Raw genomic sequence first — 19,072 nt, forward strand, 5'->3', positions numbered from 1 at the left:
GGGGGCGTTCGACACCAAATGCCCACCCGGCCGTTACGCGTGCGCCCGCGCCCTGACGCGGCTAGGGTCGGGCGACGTGAATTCCCCCATCCCACCGACCCCCGTCCCCGTGCCCCCGGCCGCCCGGCCCCCGGCGTCCTACCGCGCGCTGGGCTGGCTGCTGGCCGTGCCCGCGCTGCTCGGCACACTGATCACGCTGGTCCTGCCGACGGTCCAGACGATCGTGCTCAGCCTGCACAGCGGCGGCGTGCTGCAGCCGAGCAGGTTCGTGGGCCTGGACAACTACGGCAAGGTGCTGGGCGGGGAGGAGTTCTGGCGGGCGCTCGGCTTCACGCTCTCGCTGACCGCCGGGCCGCTGCTGGTGGCCGTGGTCGTGGGGCCGCTGCTGGCGCTGGCGCTCGACCGGGGCGGCCCCCTGCCGCGGCGCGCGGGCCTGGTCGTGTCGTCGCTGGCGATCGTCACGTTCTCCCCGATCGGCGTGGCGGCGGCCTGGCTGCGGGGGACGATGCCCGACGGTCCGGGCATCGCCACGCTGGCCGAGGGCCTGCGCGACCCCGCCACGGCCCCGGGGACGCTGCGGCTCGTCGTCGTGGCCGCCACCTTCGGGGTGGTGTGCGCGCTGGCGCTGACGGCGTTCCTGCCCGCGCTGCGCGGCGGCACCGCCGGGCGCGCCACGGTCGTGGTGGCGGTGCTGGTGGCGCTGGCGACCGTCGCCGTGGGGGCGCAGGCGTTCTCGATCGGCATGGCGCTCACCCGGGGAGGCCCTGAGCGCGCCACACAGACCCTCGCGGGCCTCCAGTACGACTTCGCCTTCAGAATGGCCCAGTTCGGCCCTGGCGCGGCCGTCGCGGCCCTGACGGGCGTACTTCTCGGCGTGCTCGGCATCGTCGCCGTGGTCGTCGCCGTGGCCGCCCGCCTCCGTGTCACCGTGCTCCCGAAGCGGGATCAGCGTGGAGCGTTCCCCGCCTCGGATTCCGGGCGGGTCTCTGATCCCGGGCGGGCGCGGACCGGAGGTGGCGTCGTCGTCGGGGCCGTGGCGCTGGTGCTGGTGGTGGCCGTCGGGCTGGTCTGCGCCTGGCCGTGGATCTCCGGCGTGCTCGCGGGCGGCGACGGCGCGGCATCCGGCGGGTTGCGCGTGCAGGTCAACACCTGGGTCCCCGCCGTGGCCGGCGCGCTGGTGTCGGTCGGCGTCGCCTACCTGGCCGCCCTCGGCATCGGCGGCCTGCGCCCCCTGGGCGCGCGCAGCGAGTGGCTGCTGCTGCCGTTCGCGCCCTGGCTGTTCGTCGGCACCGGCCCCCTCGGCGTGGCCGACTGGCAGAACATGCGCAACCTGCGCCTCGTGGACACCTTCTTCGCCCTCTTCCCGCCGCTGCTGGTCAGCGTTCCGGCGCTGCTGGTGCTGACGCTGCTGTGCAAGGGGCTTTCCGAGCGGAACGACAGGGACTTCTTCGGCGGCGTCCTGCTGCCGTCCCTGCCCATGGCGGGCGTGCTGGCCGGCGCCGTCACGCTGGTCAACGCCCAGGACGTGCTCTGGCCGCTGCTCGTGGCCCAGAGCCCGGAGCTGTTCACCGCGCCCGTCACGCAGATGGGCCGGCTCGGCGGCTACCACGGCGTCCCCGACGTCGGGACGAGCACCCCGCTGCTCGTCGTCGCGGTCGCGCTGGCCGCCGTCGTGGCCGCCCAGCTGCTGTACCTCGACCGGCTCGCCATCGGCGTCAACGGTTCGCGACCTGCCCGTACCAGCCCGTAGGTTGAGGGGTTGTGGAAATTCGCGATCTCACCCCCGACGACCTCGATGACGTTCTCGACCTGCGTAAACGTTCCTTCGGCCCGATCTCCGGCGCGGAGGCCGAGCGGTGGCGCCACACCGTGACGCCCACGCTTGTCGAGGGCCGCTACCTGGGCGCGTTCGAGGGCGGCAGGCTCGCCGCCTCGGCCCGGCTGCGCCGCTTCACCCAATGGTGGTACGGCCGTCCGCAGCCCATGGCCGGCGTCGCGGGGGTCACCGTCAACCCGGAGGACCGCGGCCACGGCGTCGGCACCGCGATCATGCGCGCCGTCATCGACCGCGCCGCCGCCCACGGCGACGCCGTCTCGGCGCTCTACCCGGCCACCACGCCCCTGTACCGCTCGCTCGGCTACGAGCACGCCGGAGCCCGGCACATGATCACGTTGCCCGCCGAGTCGCTGCGCCGCATCAGGCCGTCGGGCGAGGTGAAGCTGCGCAGGATGGGTCCCGGCGACGCCGCCGAGGTGGTCTCCCTGCTCCACCGGACGCACGAGGCGGCACGTTCCAGCGGCCCAGTCGCCTGGGACGAGAACGCCTGGCGCGTCTGGCTGTCCAACGAGGACGACTTCCTCTACCTGGCCCCCGACGGCTACCTCGTCTACCGCTGGAACGGCGACGACATGCACGTCGAGAACCTGGTCGCCGGGTCCGGGGAGACGGCCAGGACGCTGTGGTCGATGGTGGGCAGCTCGTCGTCCATCGCCAGGAAGGTCACCGCGCCGGTCGCCCCCGACGACCCGGTGCTGTGGCTGCTCGGCGAGCGCTCCACCGACCACGTCAGGCAGGTGCGCTGGATGTTCAGGGTGCTCGACGTGGCCGCGGCCGTCGGACGGAGGGGCTTTCCCGCCGCCGTGACGGGCGGGGCCGTGGTCTCCGTGGACGACCCGCTGCGCGGCGGCGGCTCCTTCCGGCTGGAGTTCTCCGGCGGCGCCGGCACGGCCGTCCCGGACGTCCCGGCCGCCGGCGGGGGCGCGGCGCTGAGCGTGGGCGGCTTCTCCGCCCTGTACGCGGGCGTGCCCACCACGACACTGCGCAGGACCGGCCTGATGTCCGGCGACGACGGTCACGACGAGCTGCTGGACGCGGCCTTCGCCGCCAAGCCGTACATGCTCGACTACTTCTGACGGGCCCGCCCGCCGTTCGCGGCGGGCGATTCACGGTGCGCGGCCAGCTCAGCCGGGGTAGAGTCTCGTGCCGAACAGATGTTCGGCGGCGCGGGAGGCAAGCCGGTGCGGGTGATGGGCGTCGATCCGGGGCTGACCCGGTGCGGCCTGGGCGCGGTCGAGGGGCGGCCGGGCGCGCCGCTGTCGCTGGTGGCCGTCGGGGTGGTGCGCACGGGCGCCGACGAGGAGCTCGGCACCAGGCTGGTCGGCATCGAGGCCGGCATCGAGCGATGGCTCGACGAGGTCCGTCCCGACGCCGTGGCCGTGGAGCGCGTCTTCGCCCAGCACAACGTCCGCACGGTCATGGGCACCGCGCAGGCGGCCGGGATCGCCGTGCTGTGCGCGGCCCGGCGCGGGCTGCCCGTCGCGCTGCACACGCCCTCGGAGGTCAAGGCCGCCGTCACCGGCAGCGGCACGGCCGACAAGAAGCAGGTCGGTACGATGATCACCCGGCTGCTGCGGCTGGCCGAGATGCCCAAGCCGGCCGACGCCGCCGACGCGCTGGCCCTGGCCATCTGCCACATCTGGCGCGGCGCCGCCCAACACCGGCTGGCCGAGGCCATGGCCCGCGCCGGCAAGGGGCGCTGACCCGTGCGGAGATCGCGGGCTGACCGTTTCGTGGAGAAGGAGATCGAGTCGTGATCGCGTCGGTGGCGGGCAGGGTGGCGTCGGTCGCGCCCGACGGAGCCGTGATCGAGGTCGGGGGCGTCGGCATCCTCGCCCACTGCACCCCCGGCACGCTGGCCACGCTGCGCGTGGGCGAGCAGGCCAGGCTGGCCACCTCGCTGGTGGTGCGCGAGGAGTCGCTGACCCTCTACGGCTTCGCCGGTGACGACGAGCGGGCCGTCTTCGAGATGCTGCAGACGGCCAGCGGCGTCGGCCCGAAGCTGGCGCTGGCGATGCTCGCCGTCCACACGCCCAACGCGCTGCGGGTGGCCGTGGCCGCCGCCGACCTCAAGGCGCTCACGCGGGTGCCGGGCATCGGGCAGAAGGGCGCCCAGCGCATCGTGCTGGAGCTGAAGGACCGCCTCGGCACCCCCGAGGAGGCCGTCAACGCGGCGATCGGCGGTGAGCGGCGCGCCGCCCTGTGGCGCGATCAGGTGCACTCCGGCCTGGTGGGCCTGGGCTATTCGGGCAAGGACGCCGACGAGGCCGTGGCCGGGGTCGCGCCCGAGGCCGAGGCCGACCTCGCCGCCGGGCGTCAGCCGCAGGTGGCCGCGCTGCTGAAGGCCGCGCTCCGGTCCCTCAGCGTAAGATGATCATGAAGTCCGAGACGACGTCCCGGCGCGCGGGAAGGAGCGGTGGCCATGGACTATGAGCGCGAGCTGGTCTCCGCCGACGCCGGCGGCGACGAGCTGCAGATCGAGGCGGCGCTGCGGCCCAAGCGGCTGGGCGAGTTCATCGGCCAGGGCCGGGTGCGCGAGCAGCTGTCCCTGGTGCTGGAGAGCGCCATGCGCCGGCAGCGTCCGCCCGACCACGTGCTGATGAGCGGGTCGCCGGGCCTGGGCAAGACCACGCTGGCCATGATCATCGCGGCCGAGCTCAACATGCCGCTCCGCATCACCTCCGGCCCCGCCCTGGAGCGGGCCGGCGACCTCGCCGCCATCCTGTCCACGCTGACGGAGGGCGAGGTGCTGTTCATCGACGAGATCCACCGCATGGCCAGGCCCGCCGAGGAGATGCTCTACCTGGCCATGGAGGACTTCCGGGTCGACATCGTCGTGGGCAAGGGGCCGGGCGCGACCGCGATCCCGCTCGACATCGCGCCGTTCACGCTGGTCGGCGCCACCACGCGGGCCGGGCTGCTGCCGGCGCCGCTGCGCGACCGGTTCGGGTTCACCGCCCACATGGACTTCTACGAGGTCGGCGAGCTGGAGCAGGTGCTCCACCGGTCGGCGCGGCTGCTCGGCGTCGTCCTGCCGGAGGAGGCCGCCCACGAGATCGCGCGGCGCTCGCGCGGCACGCCCCGCATCGCCAACCGGCTGCTGCGCCGCGTCCGCGACTTCGCCGACGTGCGCGCCGACGGCGTGATCGATCGGGATATCGCCTCGGCGGCGCTCAACCTTTACGAAGTCGACGCCGAAGGGCTCGACCGGCTCGACCGGGCGGTGCTCGGGGTGCTGCTGCGCAAGTTCGGCGGCGGTCCCGTCGGCCTGTCCACGCTCGCCGTGGCCGTGGGGGAGGAGCCCGAGACCGTCGAAGTGGTGGCCGAGCCGTTCCTCGTCCGGCAGGGGCTGCTGGCCAGGACCCCGCGCGGCCGGGTCGCGACCGCTTCCGCCTGGACACACATGGGTATGACACCACCGCCGGACGCGTTCGGGGCCGTCGTTTCACCGTGATCACGAAACGGTTGCAACCATTTCGAATCGGGAACTTCCCCGCGCGCCGAATCGCTGCCTCGTTGCCGCGTTTCATAACAAGCGCCTACACTCCGTGGCTTGGCTGGCTGTGTAGGCTGACGGGCTGAGCGGCGCGGCCCGAGAGCTACGCAACGGAATTTCCGGCGCGAGGCCGGTGTCAAATTCTTGAACGACTATGGAAGGTCGCCCCTATGGACATGGGACAACTCGGAAGCATCCTGCCGCTGATCCTTCTGGTGGTGGTGTTCTACTTCCTGCTGATCCGTCCGCAGCGCAAGCGCCAGCAGGAAGCGCAGCAGATGCAGAACTCCTTGACCCCGGGCGCCCGCGTCATGACCACGACCGGCCTGTTCGCCACGGTCGTCGCGGTGGACAACGAGGACGTCGTGCTGGAGGTCGCGCCCGGCATCGAGACGCGCTGGGTCAAGGCGGCCATCGGCCGTGTGGTCCAGCCCGGTGACGCCCCGGTGGTGGCCGACGAGCCGGTCGCGACCGACCTCGCCGACGGTGACGCCAAGGAGTCCGACGCGACCGTCGAGCCCAACGGCGATCAGGGCTCCAGCAGCAAGCAGTCCTGACTAAGCTCTGCGACAAACCCCTATCTGAGAGAATCGACGACCAGTGGCCCGACCGACCAGCCGCCACAGCCGACCAGGGCGCACGCTCTTGGTGCTGCTGGCGCTCATCCTCGCCCTGGGCGGGACGATGTTCCTGCAGAAGGCGTTCACGCCCAAGCTGGGACTCGACCTCGCCGGCGGAACGACGGTGACGTTGTCACCCGTGACCCAGTCCGGTCAGTCTCCGCCTGAAGAGATCCTCGACCGCGCGGTCAACATCATCCGCGACCGGGTCAACGGCACCGGCATCTCCGACGCGGAGGTCGCCAAGTCCGGCGACAACATCATCATCTCCATCCCGGGCGTCGGACAGAGCGAGGCCATCAAGCTGGTCGCCACCACGGCGGAGCTGCGCTTCCGCCAGGTGCTCGCCATGGAGGCCACGCAGGTCCCGCAGAACCTGACCACCGAGGCGCCCACGCCGGGCGCCTCGCCCTCCGCCAAGCCGTCCTCGACCGCCAGGCCGTCGGGCAAGCCGTCCGGCACGCAGTCGGCGACCACGCCGAGCGCGTCCCCGACGGGCAAGGCGCTGTCGTCCGCGCTGACCGCGCCGACGCCGGGCGCCACGCCCGAGGCCACGCAGACCGGGCGCGACCAGACGGCCCAGAACCAGACGGGCCAGAAGCAGAACACCAAGGGCAGGAACGCCACGCCGACGCCGTCGCCGAGCACGCCGCCCACGCAGCCGAACCAGGACCCCAACGCCGGCATCAACACCCAGGGCATCGACCCGGCGGTGCTGCAGCAGTTCCACAAGCTCGACTGCGCCGACCCCAAGAACCGCGGCCAGGGCGTCCAGGACGACCCGAACAAGCAGTACGCGGCCTGCGAGACCGACGGCAGCTTCAAGTACGTCCTCGACGTCGCCAAGGTCGTCGGCACCGACATCGACACCGCCTCGGCGGGCGTGCGCCAGGGCACCGTGGAGTGGATCGTCCAGCTCGACTTCAAGAGCAAGGGCGCGGGCGAGTGGAGCAAGCTCACCACCACCGCCTACAACGCACAGGAGCCGCGCAACAAGGTGGCGGTCGTCCTCGACGGCGTGGTCATCACGGCCCCGAACATCATCAGCCCGATCCCCGGCGGCCGCGCCGAGATCACCGGCGGCTTCGACCAGGTCAGCGCCACCAACCTGGCCGACCAGCTCAAGTACGGCGCCCTCCCGCTGAAGTTCCAGCGCAGCTCGATCGACACCGTGTCCTCGACGCTCGGCGCCGACCAGCTCGAAGGCGGCCTGATCGCCGGCATCATCGGCCTCGCCCTGGTGGTCGTCTACTCGCTGCTGTACTACCGCGGCCTCGGCATCGTGGCCGTGCTGAGCCTCGTCGTGGCCTCGATCCTGACGTACACGGCGGTGGTCGTGCTCGGCCACAACGCCGGCTTCCGGCTCTCGCTGCCGCACATCATCGGCCTGGTGGTCTCGATCGGCATCACCGCCGACTCCTTCATCGTGTATTTCGAACGCATACGTGATGAGATGAAGGAAGGTCGGCGGACGCTTCGCGCGGCCGTCGAGGTGGCCTGGGTCCGTGCCCGGCGCACGATCCTGATCGCCGACGCCGTCATGTTCATCGCCGCCATCGTGCTGTACTTCCTGGCGGTGGGCGGTGTGGCCGGGTTCGCCTTCGCGATGGGCCTGACCACGCTGATCGACATCGTGGTGGTGTTCATGTTCACCAAGCCGTTCATCGCCCTGCTGGCGAGGCTGAAGTTCTTCGCCAAGGGGCACCCGCTGTCCGGCCTCGACGCAGAGCGCATGAGCACCGAGCCGGCCGCCACGACCACTCCGCAGGAGGCCTGAGATGGGACTGGGGCGTCGCCTCTACCGCGGCGAGATCGATGTCGACTTCGTCGGCAAGTGGAGGCTCTGGTACAGCCTGTCCGGCCTGCTGCTGCTCGTCTCCCTGGCCGGCATCCTGTTCAACGGGCTCAACCTGGGCGTCGAGTTCAAGGGCGGAACGGTCTTCACGTTCCCGGCCAGCAGCGGCACCGTCGAGGAGGTCCGCGAGGACTTCCGCGCGCAGGGCGCCCATCAGGTGATCGTGCAGCGGGCCCGCGACAACTGGCGGGTCACCACCGAGACCCTGACGGAGTCGACGCTCAACCAGATGCAGACCACGATCGCCAAGGACTACAAGGTCCCGGTCAAGGACGTCAGCGTCCAGTCGATCGGCGCCTCCTGGGGCGGTGAGGTCTCCCAGAAGGCCTGGATCGGCCTGGGCGTCTTCATGCTCGCGATCATCCTGTACCTGTCGATGGCGTTCGAGCCGAAGATGGCGTTGTCGGCGATCGTCGCGCTCATCCACGACCTCGTCATCACCGCCGGCGTCTACGCCTGGTCGGGCTTCGAGGTCACGCCGGCGACGCTGCTGGGCTTCCTGACCATCCTCGGTTACTCGCTCTACGACGCGGTCGTGGTGTTCGACATGATCAAGGAGGTCACGGCCAAGCTGGGCACGACCTCCAAGATGACGTACTCCATGGCGGCCAACAACGCGCTCAACCACACGCTGATCCGGTCGCTGAACACCTCGCTGGTCGCGATCCTGCCGGTGGCGGCCATCCTGTTCATCGGCACCACGCTGCTCGGCGCGGGCACGCTGAAGGACCTGTCGCTGGCCCTGTTCGTCGGCATGATCGTCGGCACCTACTCGTCCCTGTGCGTGGCCACGCCGATGCTGGTGACGCTCAAGGAGCGGGAGCCGAAGTACCAGGCCATCGCGCGCCGGCTCGCCTCCACCTCCGGCAAGGGGGCGAAGGGTTCCAAAAGCGCAGCCGTAGCGAAGGGCTGAGCCCGTCCGGGGCTCGTCCCGGCGCCCCCGTCCGTCAGGGCGGGGGCGTCGTCGCGTTCAGAGGGGCCGTACGGCGCCGGAGGGGGTCGTGGGGCACCCGGGCGCCGGGCCTGGTCCCCGGGTGGGCGCCTGAGGCCCGCCAGGGGCCGTCGGGGACGGCGGACGGTCCGAGGAGGGGCCGGAGTAGGCCATCATGGAGCGCGGCACCCACGAGGAAGGCGATGGAAGCACGATGAGCGAGCTCAGCCAGTTGATCCTGGACCGGATCAGGGACGTCCCCGACTATCCCAAGCCCGGCGTGCTGTTCAAGGACATCACCCCGCTGCTCGGCGACCCGGTCGCGATGGCGGCCGTGGTGGAGGAGCTGGCCGGCCTCGCCGAGGTGGACAAGATCGTCGGCATCGAGGCCAGGGGCTTCATCCTGGCGGCGCCGGTGGCCTACCGGGCGGCGGCCGGGTTCGTCCCGGTGCGCAAGAAGGGCAAGCTGCCGGCCGCGACGCTGGAGGAGTCCTACGACCTGGAGTACGGCTCGGCCACCATCGAGGTGCACCGCGACGCCTTCGCGCCCGGCGACCGGGTGCTCATCGTCGACGACGTGCTGGCGACCGGCGGCACGGCCAAGGCCACCATCGAGCTCGTCGAGCGGGCGGGCGCGCACGTCGTCGGCATCGCGGTGCTGATGGAGCTGGCGTTTCTCAAGGGGCGCGAGCGCCTGCCGGCCGTCGACCTGCACTCCCTGGTGATCGTCTGAGACGGCCCGAGCGAGTCGGGGTTCACAGCCTGGATACACTGGGGGGATCTGGACTCGATCGTGAGGAGTCTGAGTGCCCCGTGATGTGGTCGCGCCCGACGTAACCGACGCTGGTAATGCCGACGCGCCCGGCGTTCCTGCGGTGCGTCGACGGCGGTTTGGGGGTGGGGCCATGAATCCGGTGCTGGAGCCGCTGTTCCGCACGGTCCGGGCCACCCATCCCAAGGCCGATCTGCGCCTGATCGAACGCGCCTACGACATGGCCGCCTACCACCACCGCGACCAGAAGCGGAAGTCGGGCGACCCGTACATCACCCACCCGCTCGCCGTGGCGACGATCCTGGCCGAGCTGGGCACCGACGACGAGACGTTGTGCGCCGCGCTGCTGCACGACACCGTCGAGGACACCGCCTACAGCCTCGACGAGCTGCGCGGCGACTTCGGCGACACGATCGGCTCGCTGGTCGACGGCGTCACCAAGCTCGACAAGGTCAAGTTCGGCGACGCGGCGCAGGCCGAGACCGTGCGCAAGATGGTCGTGGCGATGTCGCGCGACATCCGCGTGCTCATCATCAAGCTCGCCGACCGGCTCCACAACATGCGCACCATGCGCTACCTGCCCGAGCACAAGCGCCACCAGAAGTCCCGCGAGACGCTGGAGATCTTCGCGCCGCTGGCCCACCGCCTCGGCATGAACACGATCAAGTGGGAGCTGGAGGACCTCGCGTTCGCCATGCTCTACCCCAAGCGCTACGACGAGATCGCGCGCATGGTGTCCGAGCGCGCGCCGCGGCGCGACCTGTTCCTGCAGGAGGTCATCGAGAAGGTCTCCGGCGACCTGCGCGAGGCCAAGATCCGCGCGGTGGTCAAGGGCCGGCCCAAGCACTACTACTCCGTCTACCAGAAGATGATCGCCCGCGACGTCGCCTTCGACGACATCTACGACCTGGTGGGCATCCGGGTCCTGGTCGACAGCGTGCGCGACTGCTACGCGGCGCTGGGCACGATCCACGCGCGCTGGAACCCGGTCCCCGGCCGGTTCAAGGACTACATCGCGATGCCCAAGTTCAACATGTACCAGTCGCTGCACACCACGGTGATCGGTCCCGAGGGCAAGCCGGTCGAGCTGCAGATCCGCACCCACGCGATGCACCACAGGGCCGAGTACGGCGTGGCCGCCCACTGGAAGTACAAGGAGGAGGTCGGCGCGCCGGGGCCGACCGGCAAGGTCAAGCCGGGCAGCGACATGGCCTGGCTGCGCCAGCTCCTCGACTGGCAGAAGGAGACCTCCGACCCGGGCGAGTTCCTGGAGTCGCTGCGCTTCGACCTGTCGGTCTCCGAGGTCTACGTGTTCACCCCGAAGGGCCAGGTCATCGCCCTGCCCGAGGGCGGCACGCCGGTCGACTTCGCCTACGCCGTCCACACCGAGGTCGGGCATCGCTGCATCGGCGCGCGCGTCAACGGGCGGCTGGTGCCGCTGGAGTCGCGGCTCGGCAACGGCGACACGGTCGAGATCTTCACCTCCAAGTCGCCCGACGCCGGGCCGTCGCGCGACTGGCTGAAGTTCGTCAAGTCCGGCCGGGCCCGCAACAAGATCCGGCAGTGGTTCTCCAAGGAGCGCCGCGAGACCGCGATCGAGGCGGGCAAGGAGGCCATCGGCCGCGCCATGCGCAAGCAGGGCCTGCCGCTGCAGCGCCTGATGTCCGGCGAGGCGCTGCTGGCGCTCGCTCGCGACCTGCGCTACCCCGACGTCTCGGCGCTCTACGCGGCCGTGGGGGAGGGGCACATCGCCGCGCAGACGGTCGTGCAGAAGCTCGTGGCCTCGATCGGCGGCGTGGAGAGCGCCGAGGAGGACATCGCCGAGACGTCCCTGCCGACCCGGCTGCGCGGCCGTCCGCGCGGCGGCGGCGCGGGCGTGGTCGTGGCGGGCGACGCCGACGTGTGGGTGCGCCTGTCCAAGTGCTGTACGCCGGTGCCCGGCGACGAGATCGTCGGCTTCGTCACCCGCGGCCACGGCGTGTCCGTGCACCGGGCCGACTGCACCAACGTCCAGCAGCTCAGGGAGCAGCCCGACCGGCTGGTCGAGGTGAGCTGGTCGCCCGGCGACGACAGCGTGTTCCTGGTGGCCATCCAGGTCGAGGCGCTCGACCGGCCGCGCCTGCTGTCCGACGTCACGCGCACCCTGTCCGACCAGCACGTCAACATCCTCAGCGCGTCCGTGACGACCTCGCGCGACCGGGTGGCGATCAGCAAGTTCACCTTCGAGATGGGCGACCCCAAACACCTGGGCCACGTGCTCAAGGCCGTGCGCAGCATCCAGGGCGTCTTCGACGTCTACCGGGTGAGCGGCGCCGGCAGCTGAGCGGCCGGCCGGCCGGGGTTCAGCCCTTCAGGTCCGGCAGGTCGACCACGATCGCCTCCTGCGTGCTGCGCGCGATCACCACGACGGCCTCCCGCTCGGGGTCGGGGTTCTCCTCGCGGTGCGGGGTGTAGGGCGGCACGTAGACGTAGTCGCCGGGGGCCGCCTCGATGCGCCGCTCGCGGCCGTCCTGGAGGAAGACGAAGCGCGGGGCGCCGCTGACGACGTAGATGGCGGTCTCGGAGGCGCCGTGGTGGTGGTCGGAGGAGCGGGTGGCGGGCGCGACGTGCGTCTGGCCCATCCACAGGGCCGACGAGCCGGCCGTGGCCCCGCTCACGGCGGCCAGCCTGCGCATCCCGGCGCTCTGCGCCGTGTCGCCCGACAGCGCGTCTGAGGCGATGTGACGCAGCGGGAGGTGGAAGGGGTCGCCCTCGGCCCGGTAGCCCTCCCACAGGCGCCCTCCGGCCCGTTCAAGCACGCCTGAGGCCACCGAGGTCAGCAGTGCCGGGTCGGAGTGGGCCGCCAGCAGCTCCTCGGCCAGCGCCGGGTCGTGCTCACGAAGCTCGCGCAGCAGCCACTTGCCGTTGCCCCGCCACCTGCCGCCCACGTCGAGGGCCAGCCTGGCGGTCTCCTGGACCACCTGCCAGCGGATGAACAGCTGCTCGCCGGGGTCGGTCGCGCCGGCCAGGTCGTCGAGCAGGTCGGACAGGCCGTACCGGGCCTGCTCGGCGCGGGCGGCGGCCAGGCCGCCGGGACCGGCGGCCAGCCGGTCGCCGAGCGCCGTCTGCAGGTCGCTGGCCCGGCCGCCGGTGCGGTCGACCAGCACCGCGCCGTCGGCGCACATGCGGGCCACGCCCGGCTTGCGCTCGGCCAGGTCGCGGTCGACGTAGGCGTCGAGGCTGGTCTCGCTGTGGACGTACAGCTCGACGGGCCAGCCGTGCCAGCGCAGGGACTCGCGGTAGGGCACGGCCAGCCCGTCGAGCACCACCACGACGTCGAGGTCGGAGGTGCTGGTGCGGCGCTCGGTGAGCACGCTGCCGCCGACGAAGGCGTACAGGGCGCCGGGGAACAGCTCGTCGACGAGGGCGCGCGCGACGCTGACGGGGTCCATGCCGTCAGCGTAGGACCCCGGCCGCCCTCCGAAGATCGGTTCAGCTGAACTCGGTCAGCGTGCGCTCGGCCTCCTCCAGCCACGAACGGCGGGCGACCAGCGCCTCCTCGGCCTCCTTGACGTCCTTGGCCCGGCCGGCGGCCTGCGCCTTGGACAGCCGCTTCTCCAGCTGCTCGATGGAGGCGCGCAGCTGGTCGACCGTGCTCTGGGCGCGGGCCCTGGCCTCGGGGTTGGACCGCTTCCACTCGGCGTCCTCGGCCTTGCGCACGGCATCGTCGACCTTGCGCAGCCCGCCTTCGAGCCGGTCGCGCTGCTCGCGCGGCACCGGTCCGGCGGCCTCCCAGCGCTCCAGGACGTGCCGCAGCGCCGCCCTGGCCGTGCGCGCGTCGGTGACGGGGAGGATCTTCTCGGCCTCGGCCAGCAGCTCCTCCTTGACCTCGGCGTTGGCCGCCAGCGAGGCGTCGCGCTCGGCGAAGACCGCCGAACGGGCCTGGAAGAACTGGTCCTGGGCGGCCTTGAAGCGGCCCCACAGCTCGTCCTCGGCCTCGCGCGAGGCGCGCCCGGCGGTCTTCCACTGCTGCATCAGCTCGCGGTAGATCGCCGCGGTCGTGCCCCAGTCGGTGGAGCCGGCGATGGCCTCGGCCTCGGCGACGATGCGCTCCTTGGCCGAGCGGATGCCCTCGCGCTGCTCGTCCAGGCCCGCGAAGTACTGCTTGCGGCGCTTGGCGAAGGCCGTACGGGCGGCCGACAGCCGCTTCCACAACGCGGCCTCGGTGACCCGGTCGATCCGGTCGGCGGCCTTCCACTCCTCCACGAGCTGGCGCAGCCGTTCGCCGCCCGACTTCCAGTGGGTGGTCTCGTCGGCGATGCGCTCGGCCTCGGCGACGATGCGCTCCTTGACCGCCCTGGCCTCGGCGCGCGCCTGGTCGCGGGCGGCCTTGACCTCCTCGCGGCGATGGCCGACCAGCTCGGTCAGGCCGTCGAGGCGGGCCGTCAGCGCCGCCAGGTCGCCCACGGCGTGGGCGTCGGCGACGGCCTCGCGCAGCTTGGCGATGCTCGCCTCGGCCTGCGCGGGCGCCAGGTCGGTGCCCTTGACCCGCTGTTCGAGGAGCTGCACCTGGCCGGACAGCTCGTCGTACTTGCGATGGAAGTAGGCCAGTGCCTCTTCGGGTTCACCGGCCTGCCAGGAGCCGACGGCCCGCTCTCCCTCAGCCGTACGCACGTAGACGGTGCCGTCGTCGTCTACCCGGCCCCACGGGTCGGTGCTCACCGTGTCCTCCCGCACTATCCATCAGACCCTTCGGGACTACTTCGTCCCTAGTTTGTATTACGTCAGCTCTTGCCGGCGATTGTCACGTCTTTGATTTCGAGGGTTTGCTTCGGTGCTCCGGTCCCATCTCCCATGTCAGCGATGACGCCCGCTTTGTTCACCTTGTCCAGGATGTCGAGCCCCTTGGTGATCGTACCCACCGGCGTGTAATCCGGGGTGAGTCCGAGATCGCCGTAAACGAGGAAGAACTGGCTTCCCGTGCTGCCCGGCGCCGAGGTCTTCGCCATCGCCACCGTGCCGCGCTTGTACGTGGCCCCCTGGAGGTTCTCCTCGGCCATCACGTAGCCGGGGCCGCCGGCGCCGTCCTGGCTCTTGCCGTCGGCCTTGGCCGTCGGGTCGCCGCACTGCAGCATGGGGAACTTGTCGCTGCCGAGCCGGTGGCACTTGCTGCCGTCGTAGAACTTCTTGCCGGCCAGGAAGGCCAGCGAGTTGGTCGTGCACGGCGCCTTGGCGTTGTCGAGCTCGACCACGATGTCGCCCAGGTTCGTGTCGAGCGTCATCGTCTTCTTGGCCGGCTCGGTCTTGACCTTGGCCGGCGGCATGCCGACGTCCTTGACCTGGCCGCCGGCGGCCTCCTTGACGTAGTCGCAGGTGCCGGACGCCGCGTTGTACGGCTTCGGCCCCGTGCTGGCCGCGGCCGACGCGGTGTCCTGCGGGGCCGAGGCCGAGGGCGAGGCGGACGCCTCGGTCGTCGAGTCGCCGCCGCCGAGCAGCGCGACCGCGGCCACGATGCCGCCCACCACGACCACCACGCCGACCGTGGAGCCGATGATCGCGGTGCGCTTGGCCTTCTGCTCGCGCTCGATGCGGCGCTGCATCTGCCGCTCGTAGTGCTCACGTGCCAGCTGCTTCTGCCGGTCCTTGCCCGTGGCCACCGCTTTGCCTCCCATAGTCAATCAACTGAGGTGGGCGAATCGTATCGGCCAATGGGTAATGATTCGCAGCCCGGCGACCCGCACCGGTACCCTTCGGTTACATTCCCATTGGCTTTTCGACGAGATCACCTGAGGCAGATGCTCATCGCAGGCTTCCCCGCAGGGGCCCTCCAGACCAATTGTTACGTCGTCGCGCCCGCGGCCGGCGAGGAGTGCGTGATCGTCGATCCGGGCCAGGACGCGGCCGAAGGCGTCGACGAGCTGCTGCGCGAGCACCGGCTCAAGCCGGTCGCGGTGCTGCTCACGCACGGCCACCTCGACCACGTGTGGTCGGTCGCCCCGGTCTGCGGCGCGCGCGACGTCCCCGCGTGGATCCACCCCGACGACCGCCACCTGCTGAGCGACCCCTCGGCCGGCTGGGGCGGCGGCGTCTCGCTGTTCGGCGACATCAGGCTGAGCGAGCCCGACGACGTGCGCGAGCTGACCGACGGCGCGGCGCTCAGCCTGGCGGGCCTCGATCTCGTGGTCGACCACACCCCCGGCCATACCAGGGGGTCGGTGAGCTTCCGGCTGCCCGGCGACGAGATCATGTTCTCGGGCGACCTGTTGTTCGCCGGCTCCATCGGCCGCACCGATCTTCCCGGTGGCGACTACGCGACCATCCTGAGCAGCCTGGCCACCAAGTGCCTGCCGCTGCCTGACGATACGGTCGTCCTGCCGGGCCACGGACCACAGACCACGATCGGCCGCGAGCGCGCCACCAACCCTTACCTGAAGGAAGCGGCGCCGCAGGCCGGTCCCACACGAGGGATCTAATGAGCTTCCAAGCACCCAAAGGCACCTTCGACTGGCTGCCGCCCAGCTCCGAGGCCATCCTGGCCGTGCGCGAGGCGCTGGCCGCGCCCCTGAGGCGGGCGGGCTACGGCTACGTCGAGACCCCCGTCTTCGAGGACACCGAGCTGTTCAAGCGGGGCGTGGGCGAGTCCACCGACGTGGTGTCGAAGGAGATGTACACCTTCCCCGACAAGGCGGGCAGGTCGCTGACCCTGCGCCCCGAGGGCACCGCCTCGGTCGTGCGCGCCGTGCTCCAGCACAACCTGCACAACGGCCAGCTCCCGGTCAAGCTGTGGTACTCCGGCAGCCAGTTCCGCTACGAGCGTGCCCAGAAGGGCCGCTACCGCCACTTCTGGCAGGTCGGGGCCGAGGCACTCGGCTCCGAGGACCCGGCGCTCGACGCCGAGCTGATCGTGCTCGGCGCGCGCGGCTTCGCCTCGCTGGGCCTGCGCCAGGTCAGGCTGCTGCTCAACTCGCTCGGCGACAAGAACTGCCGGCCCGCCTACCGGGCCGCGCTGCAGGACTTCCTGCGCGGGCTCGACCTCGACGAGGAGACCAGGGCCCGCATCGACATCAACCCGCTGCGGGTGCTCGACGACAAGCGGCCCGAGGTGCAGGCCCAGCTCACCGGCGCGCCGCTGGTCGTCGACCACCTGTGCGCCGCCTGCAAGGCCTACCACGAGGAGGTCCGCTCGCTGCTGACCGCCTCGGGCGTGGCCTTCGAGGACGACCCCCGGCTCGTGCGCGGGCTCGACTACTACACCCGCACCACGTTCGAGTTCGTGCACGGCGGGCTCGGCTCCCAGTCGGCCGTCGGCGGCGGCGGCCGCTACGACGGGCTCAGCGAGATGCTGGGCGGGCCGCCGTTGCCCAGTGTCGGCTGGGCACTCGGCGCCGACCGCACCTACCTGGCCATGGAGTCCGAGGGTCTGCTCGGCGAGGCCGCGCCGGGCCGCGTCCAGGTGTACGGTGTCCCGCTGGGTGACGACGCGCGCCGCCGCATGTTCCTGCTCGTCTCCGAGCTGCGCGAGGCGGGCGTCAGCGCCGACATGGCCTTCGGCGGCAAGGGGCTCAAGGGAGCGATGAAGGGCGCCGACAGATCCGGCGCCCGCTTCGCGCTGATCCTGGGCGAGCGAGACCTCGCGGCCGAGGCCGTGCAACTGAAGGACCTGACCACCGCTGAACAGACCCAGGTGCCGCTGGCCCAGGTCGCCGACGTTTTGAAAGGGAAAGTGCAGTGATCCGCACGCATACGGCCGGGTCGCTCCGTGAGGAGCATGCCGGGCAGCAGGTGACGCTCGCAGGATGGGTGGCCCGCCGCCGTGACCACGGCGGCGTGGTCTTCATCGACCTGCGCGACGCCTCCGGCTCGGCGCAGGTGGTCTTCCGCGAGGAGGACCACGCCCACGACCTGCGCGCCGAATACTGCGTGCAGGTGGTCGGCCAGGTCAGGGTGCGCCCGGAGGGCAACGAGAACCCCGAGCTGCCCACCGGCGCGATCGAGGTCGTGGCCGAGCGGGTCGAGGTGCTGAGCGAGTCCGCGCCGCTGCCGTTCCCGATCGAGGGCAACGTCGGCGTGTCGGAGGAGGCCCGCCTCAAGTACCGCTACCTCGACATCCGCCGCCACCAGGTCGCCAGCGCCATGCGCACCCGCTCCAAGGCCACCTACCTGGCCAACGAGGTGATGCACGAGCTCGGCTTCGTCTACGTCGAGACCCCGACGCTGACCCGCTCGACCCCCGAGGGCGCGCGCGACTTCCTGGTGCCGGTCCGCCTGCAGCCCGGCAACTGGTACGCCCTGCCGCAGTCGCCCCAGCTGTTCAAGCAGCTGCTGCAGGTCGCCGGCCTGGAGCGCTACTACCAGCTCGCCAAGTGCTACCGCGACGAAGACCTGCGGGCCGACCGCCAGCCCGAGTTCACCCAGATCGACGTCGAGATGTCCTTCGTCGACCAGGAGGACGTCATCGAGGTCGGCGAGAAGCTGGTCGGCCGCCTGTGGCGGGAGATCCTCGGCTACGAGATCCCCATGCCGCTGCCGCGCATGACCTACGCCGACGCCATGGCCCGCTACGGCTCCGACAAGCCCGACCTGCGCTTCGGCCAGGAGCTCGTCGAGATGACCGACTACTTCTCGGCCACCTCCTTCCGCGTCTTCCAGGCCGACTACGTCGGCGCGGTCGTCATGCCGGGCGGCGCCTCGCAGACCCGCAAGGAGCTCGACGGCTGGCAGGAGTGGGCACGCAGCCGCGGCGCCAAGGGCCTGGCCTACGTGCTGGTCCAGGAGGACGGCACGCTCGGCGGCCCGGTCGCCAAGAACCTGTCGGAGCAGGAGTTGTCCGGCCTGGCCACCAAGGTCGGCGCCGTCCCCGGTGACGCGATCTTCTTCGCCGCCGGCGCCCGCTCGGCCTCCCGCGACCTGCTGGGCGCGGCCCGCCTGGAGATCGGCCGCCGCTGCGGCCTGATCGACGAGTCGCAGTGGTCGTTCCTGTGGGTGGTCGACGCCCCCATGTTCGAGGAGGACGGCGAGGGCGGCTGGACGGCCGTGCACCACCCGTTCACCGGCCCCAAGCCCGAATGGGCCGACAACTTCCAGGACCACCCGGGCGAGGCCCTGGCCTACGCCTACGACATGGTCTGCAACGGCATGGAGATCGGCGGCGGCTCGATCCGTATCCACCGGGCCGAGATGCAGCAGCGGGTCTTCGACGTGCTCGGCATCTCCAAGGAGGAGGCCGAGAGCAAGTTCGGCTTCCTGCTGGAGGCGTTCAAGTACGGCCCGCCCCCGCACGGAGGCATCGCCTACGGCTGGGACCGGATCTGCATGCTGCTGTCCGGCGGTGACTCGATCCGCGACGTGATCGCGTTCCCGAAGACCGCCTCCGGCTTCGACCCGCTGACCGCCGCGCCGACGCCGATCACGGCCGACCAGCGCAAGGAGGCGGGCGTCGACGCCCAGCCCAAGTCCGAGGCCTGACACGACGACGGCGGGCGCCCCCTTCGAAGGCTCCCTCCACCCGCGTCCGAAGCCTGCCAGCCAGGCTCCGCCGAGCAGCAGGAGAACCAGGAGCAAGGCGAGCCGGCGGCGCACCGG

At 71.4% G+C, this 19,072-nt stretch carries 16 protein-coding genes; 13 read left to right on the forward strand and 3 right to left on the reverse strand.

Annotated features, from left to right (window positions below):
* The first annotated feature begins 76 nt into the window (after nucleotides 1–76).
* From ABZ444_RS26845 to ABZ444_RS26890, 10 genes are all read left to right on the forward strand, one after another.
* Nucleotides 77–1,750 (forward strand): sugar ABC transporter permease, encoded by a 1,674-nt coding sequence (locus ABZ444_RS26845; RefSeq protein ID WP_358002253.1) that lies wholly within the window; start codon nucleotides 77–79, stop codon nucleotides 1,748–1,750.
* An 11-nt stretch (nucleotides 1,751–1,761) separates the two neighbouring features.
* Nucleotides 1,762–2,913: a GNAT family N-acetyltransferase gene (locus ABZ444_RS26850; protein ID WP_358002256.1), complete on the forward strand. Its 1,152-nt coding sequence runs from the start codon at nucleotides 1,762–1,764 to the stop codon at nucleotides 2,911–2,913.
* Nucleotides 2,914–3,018: 105 nt separating this feature from the next.
* Nucleotides 3,019–3,540 carry a crossover junction endodeoxyribonuclease RuvC gene (gene ruvC / locus ABZ444_RS26855; RefSeq protein ID WP_358002303.1) on the forward strand — a complete coding sequence of 174 codons (522 nt, stop codon included), beginning with the start codon at nucleotides 3,019–3,021 and terminating at the stop codon, nucleotides 3,538–3,540.
* Between the two features lie 50 nt (nucleotides 3,541–3,590).
* A complete protein-coding gene (gene ruvA, locus ABZ444_RS26860) occupies nucleotides 3,591–4,211 on the forward strand; it encodes a Holliday junction branch migration protein RuvA (protein ID WP_358002259.1) in 621 nt (206 codons plus the stop codon).
* A 48-nt stretch (nucleotides 4,212–4,259) separates the two neighbouring features.
* Complete coding sequence (gene ruvB, locus ABZ444_RS26865) at nucleotides 4,260–5,291, forward strand: Holliday junction branch migration DNA helicase RuvB (RefSeq protein WP_358002262.1); 1,032 nt, start codon at nucleotides 4,260–4,262, stop codon at nucleotides 5,289–5,291.
* 212 nt (nucleotides 5,292–5,503) lie between these two features.
* A complete protein-coding gene (gene yajC, locus ABZ444_RS26870) occupies nucleotides 5,504–5,890 on the forward strand; it encodes a preprotein translocase subunit YajC (RefSeq protein WP_358002265.1) in 387 nt (128 codons plus the stop codon).
* A gap of 43 nt (nucleotides 5,891–5,933) precedes the next feature.
* Nucleotides 5,934–7,730, forward strand: coding sequence for a protein translocase subunit SecD (gene secD / locus ABZ444_RS26875; protein WP_358002268.1), 1,797 nt, complete (start codon nucleotides 5,934–5,936; stop codon nucleotides 7,728–7,730).
* Between the two features lies 1 nt (nucleotide 7,731).
* The gene (gene secF / locus ABZ444_RS26880) at nucleotides 7,732–8,721 is read left to right on the forward strand and encodes a protein translocase subunit SecF (protein ID WP_358002271.1); all 990 of its coding nucleotides are present in this window, start codon (nucleotides 7,732–7,734) and stop codon (nucleotides 8,719–8,721) included.
* A gap of 232 nt (nucleotides 8,722–8,953) precedes the next feature.
* Nucleotides 8,954–9,472 (forward strand): adenine phosphoribosyltransferase, encoded by a 519-nt coding sequence (locus ABZ444_RS26885; protein ID WP_358002274.1) that lies wholly within the window; start codon nucleotides 8,954–8,956, stop codon nucleotides 9,470–9,472.
* Between the two features lie 172 nt (nucleotides 9,473–9,644).
* Nucleotides 9,645–11,834 (forward strand): bifunctional (p)ppGpp synthetase/guanosine-3',5'-bis(diphosphate) 3'-pyrophosphohydrolase, encoded by a 2,190-nt coding sequence (locus ABZ444_RS26890; protein ID WP_358002277.1) that lies wholly within the window; start codon nucleotides 9,645–9,647, stop codon nucleotides 11,832–11,834.
* Nucleotides 11,835–11,853: 19 nt separating this feature from the next.
* Here ABZ444_RS26890 and ABZ444_RS26895 read toward each other — a convergent pair whose 3' ends face one another.
* The 3 genes from ABZ444_RS26895 to ABZ444_RS26905 all read right to left on the reverse strand — a co-directional run bounded on the left by ABZ444_RS26895 (nucleotide 11,854) and on the right by ABZ444_RS26905 (nucleotide 15,147).
* On the reverse strand, nucleotides 11,854–12,942 hold the full coding sequence (locus ABZ444_RS26895) for a cupin domain-containing protein (protein WP_358002280.1): 1,089 nt from the start codon (nucleotides 12,940–12,942) through the stop codon (nucleotides 11,854–11,856).
* 40 nt (nucleotides 12,943–12,982) lie between these two features.
* Nucleotides 12,983–14,212, reverse strand: a complete 1,230-nt coding sequence (locus tag ABZ444_RS26900; RefSeq protein ID WP_358002283.1) for a DUF349 domain-containing protein — start codon at nucleotides 14,210–14,212, stop codon at nucleotides 12,983–12,985.
* Nucleotides 14,213–14,274: 62 nt separating this feature from the next.
* A complete protein-coding gene (locus ABZ444_RS26905; protein WP_358002285.1) occupies nucleotides 14,275–15,147 on the reverse strand; it encodes a peptidylprolyl isomerase in 873 nt (290 codons plus the stop codon).
* A 138-nt stretch (nucleotides 15,148–15,285) separates the two neighbouring features.
* Between ABZ444_RS26905 and ABZ444_RS26910 the strand changes: the two genes are divergently transcribed.
* The 3 genes from ABZ444_RS26910 to aspS are packed head-to-tail and all read left to right on the forward strand — an operon-like array spanning nucleotide 15,286 to nucleotide 18,955.
* Nucleotides 15,286–15,963, forward strand: a complete 678-nt coding sequence (locus ABZ444_RS26910; RefSeq protein WP_358002288.1) for an MBL fold metallo-hydrolase — start codon at nucleotides 15,286–15,288, stop codon at nucleotides 15,961–15,963.
* On the forward strand, nucleotides 15,963–17,222 hold the full coding sequence (gene hisS / locus ABZ444_RS26915; protein WP_358002291.1) for a histidine--tRNA ligase: 1,260 nt from the start codon (nucleotides 15,963–15,965) through the stop codon (nucleotides 17,220–17,222). The genes ABZ444_RS26910 and hisS overlap by 1 nt, the downstream gene beginning before the upstream one ends.
* On the forward strand, nucleotides 17,219–18,955 hold the full coding sequence (aspS, locus tag ABZ444_RS26920) for an aspartate--tRNA ligase (RefSeq protein WP_358002294.1): 1,737 nt from the start codon (nucleotides 17,219–17,221) through the stop codon (nucleotides 18,953–18,955). The genes hisS and aspS overlap by 4 nt, the downstream gene beginning before the upstream one ends.
* Nucleotides 18,956–19,072: the final 117 nt, after the last annotated feature.

It is taken from the genome of Nonomuraea sp. NPDC005730, assembly GCF_040630865.1.
Classification (GTDB): Bacteria; Actinomycetota; Actinomycetes; order Streptosporangiales; family Streptosporangiaceae; genus Nonomuraea.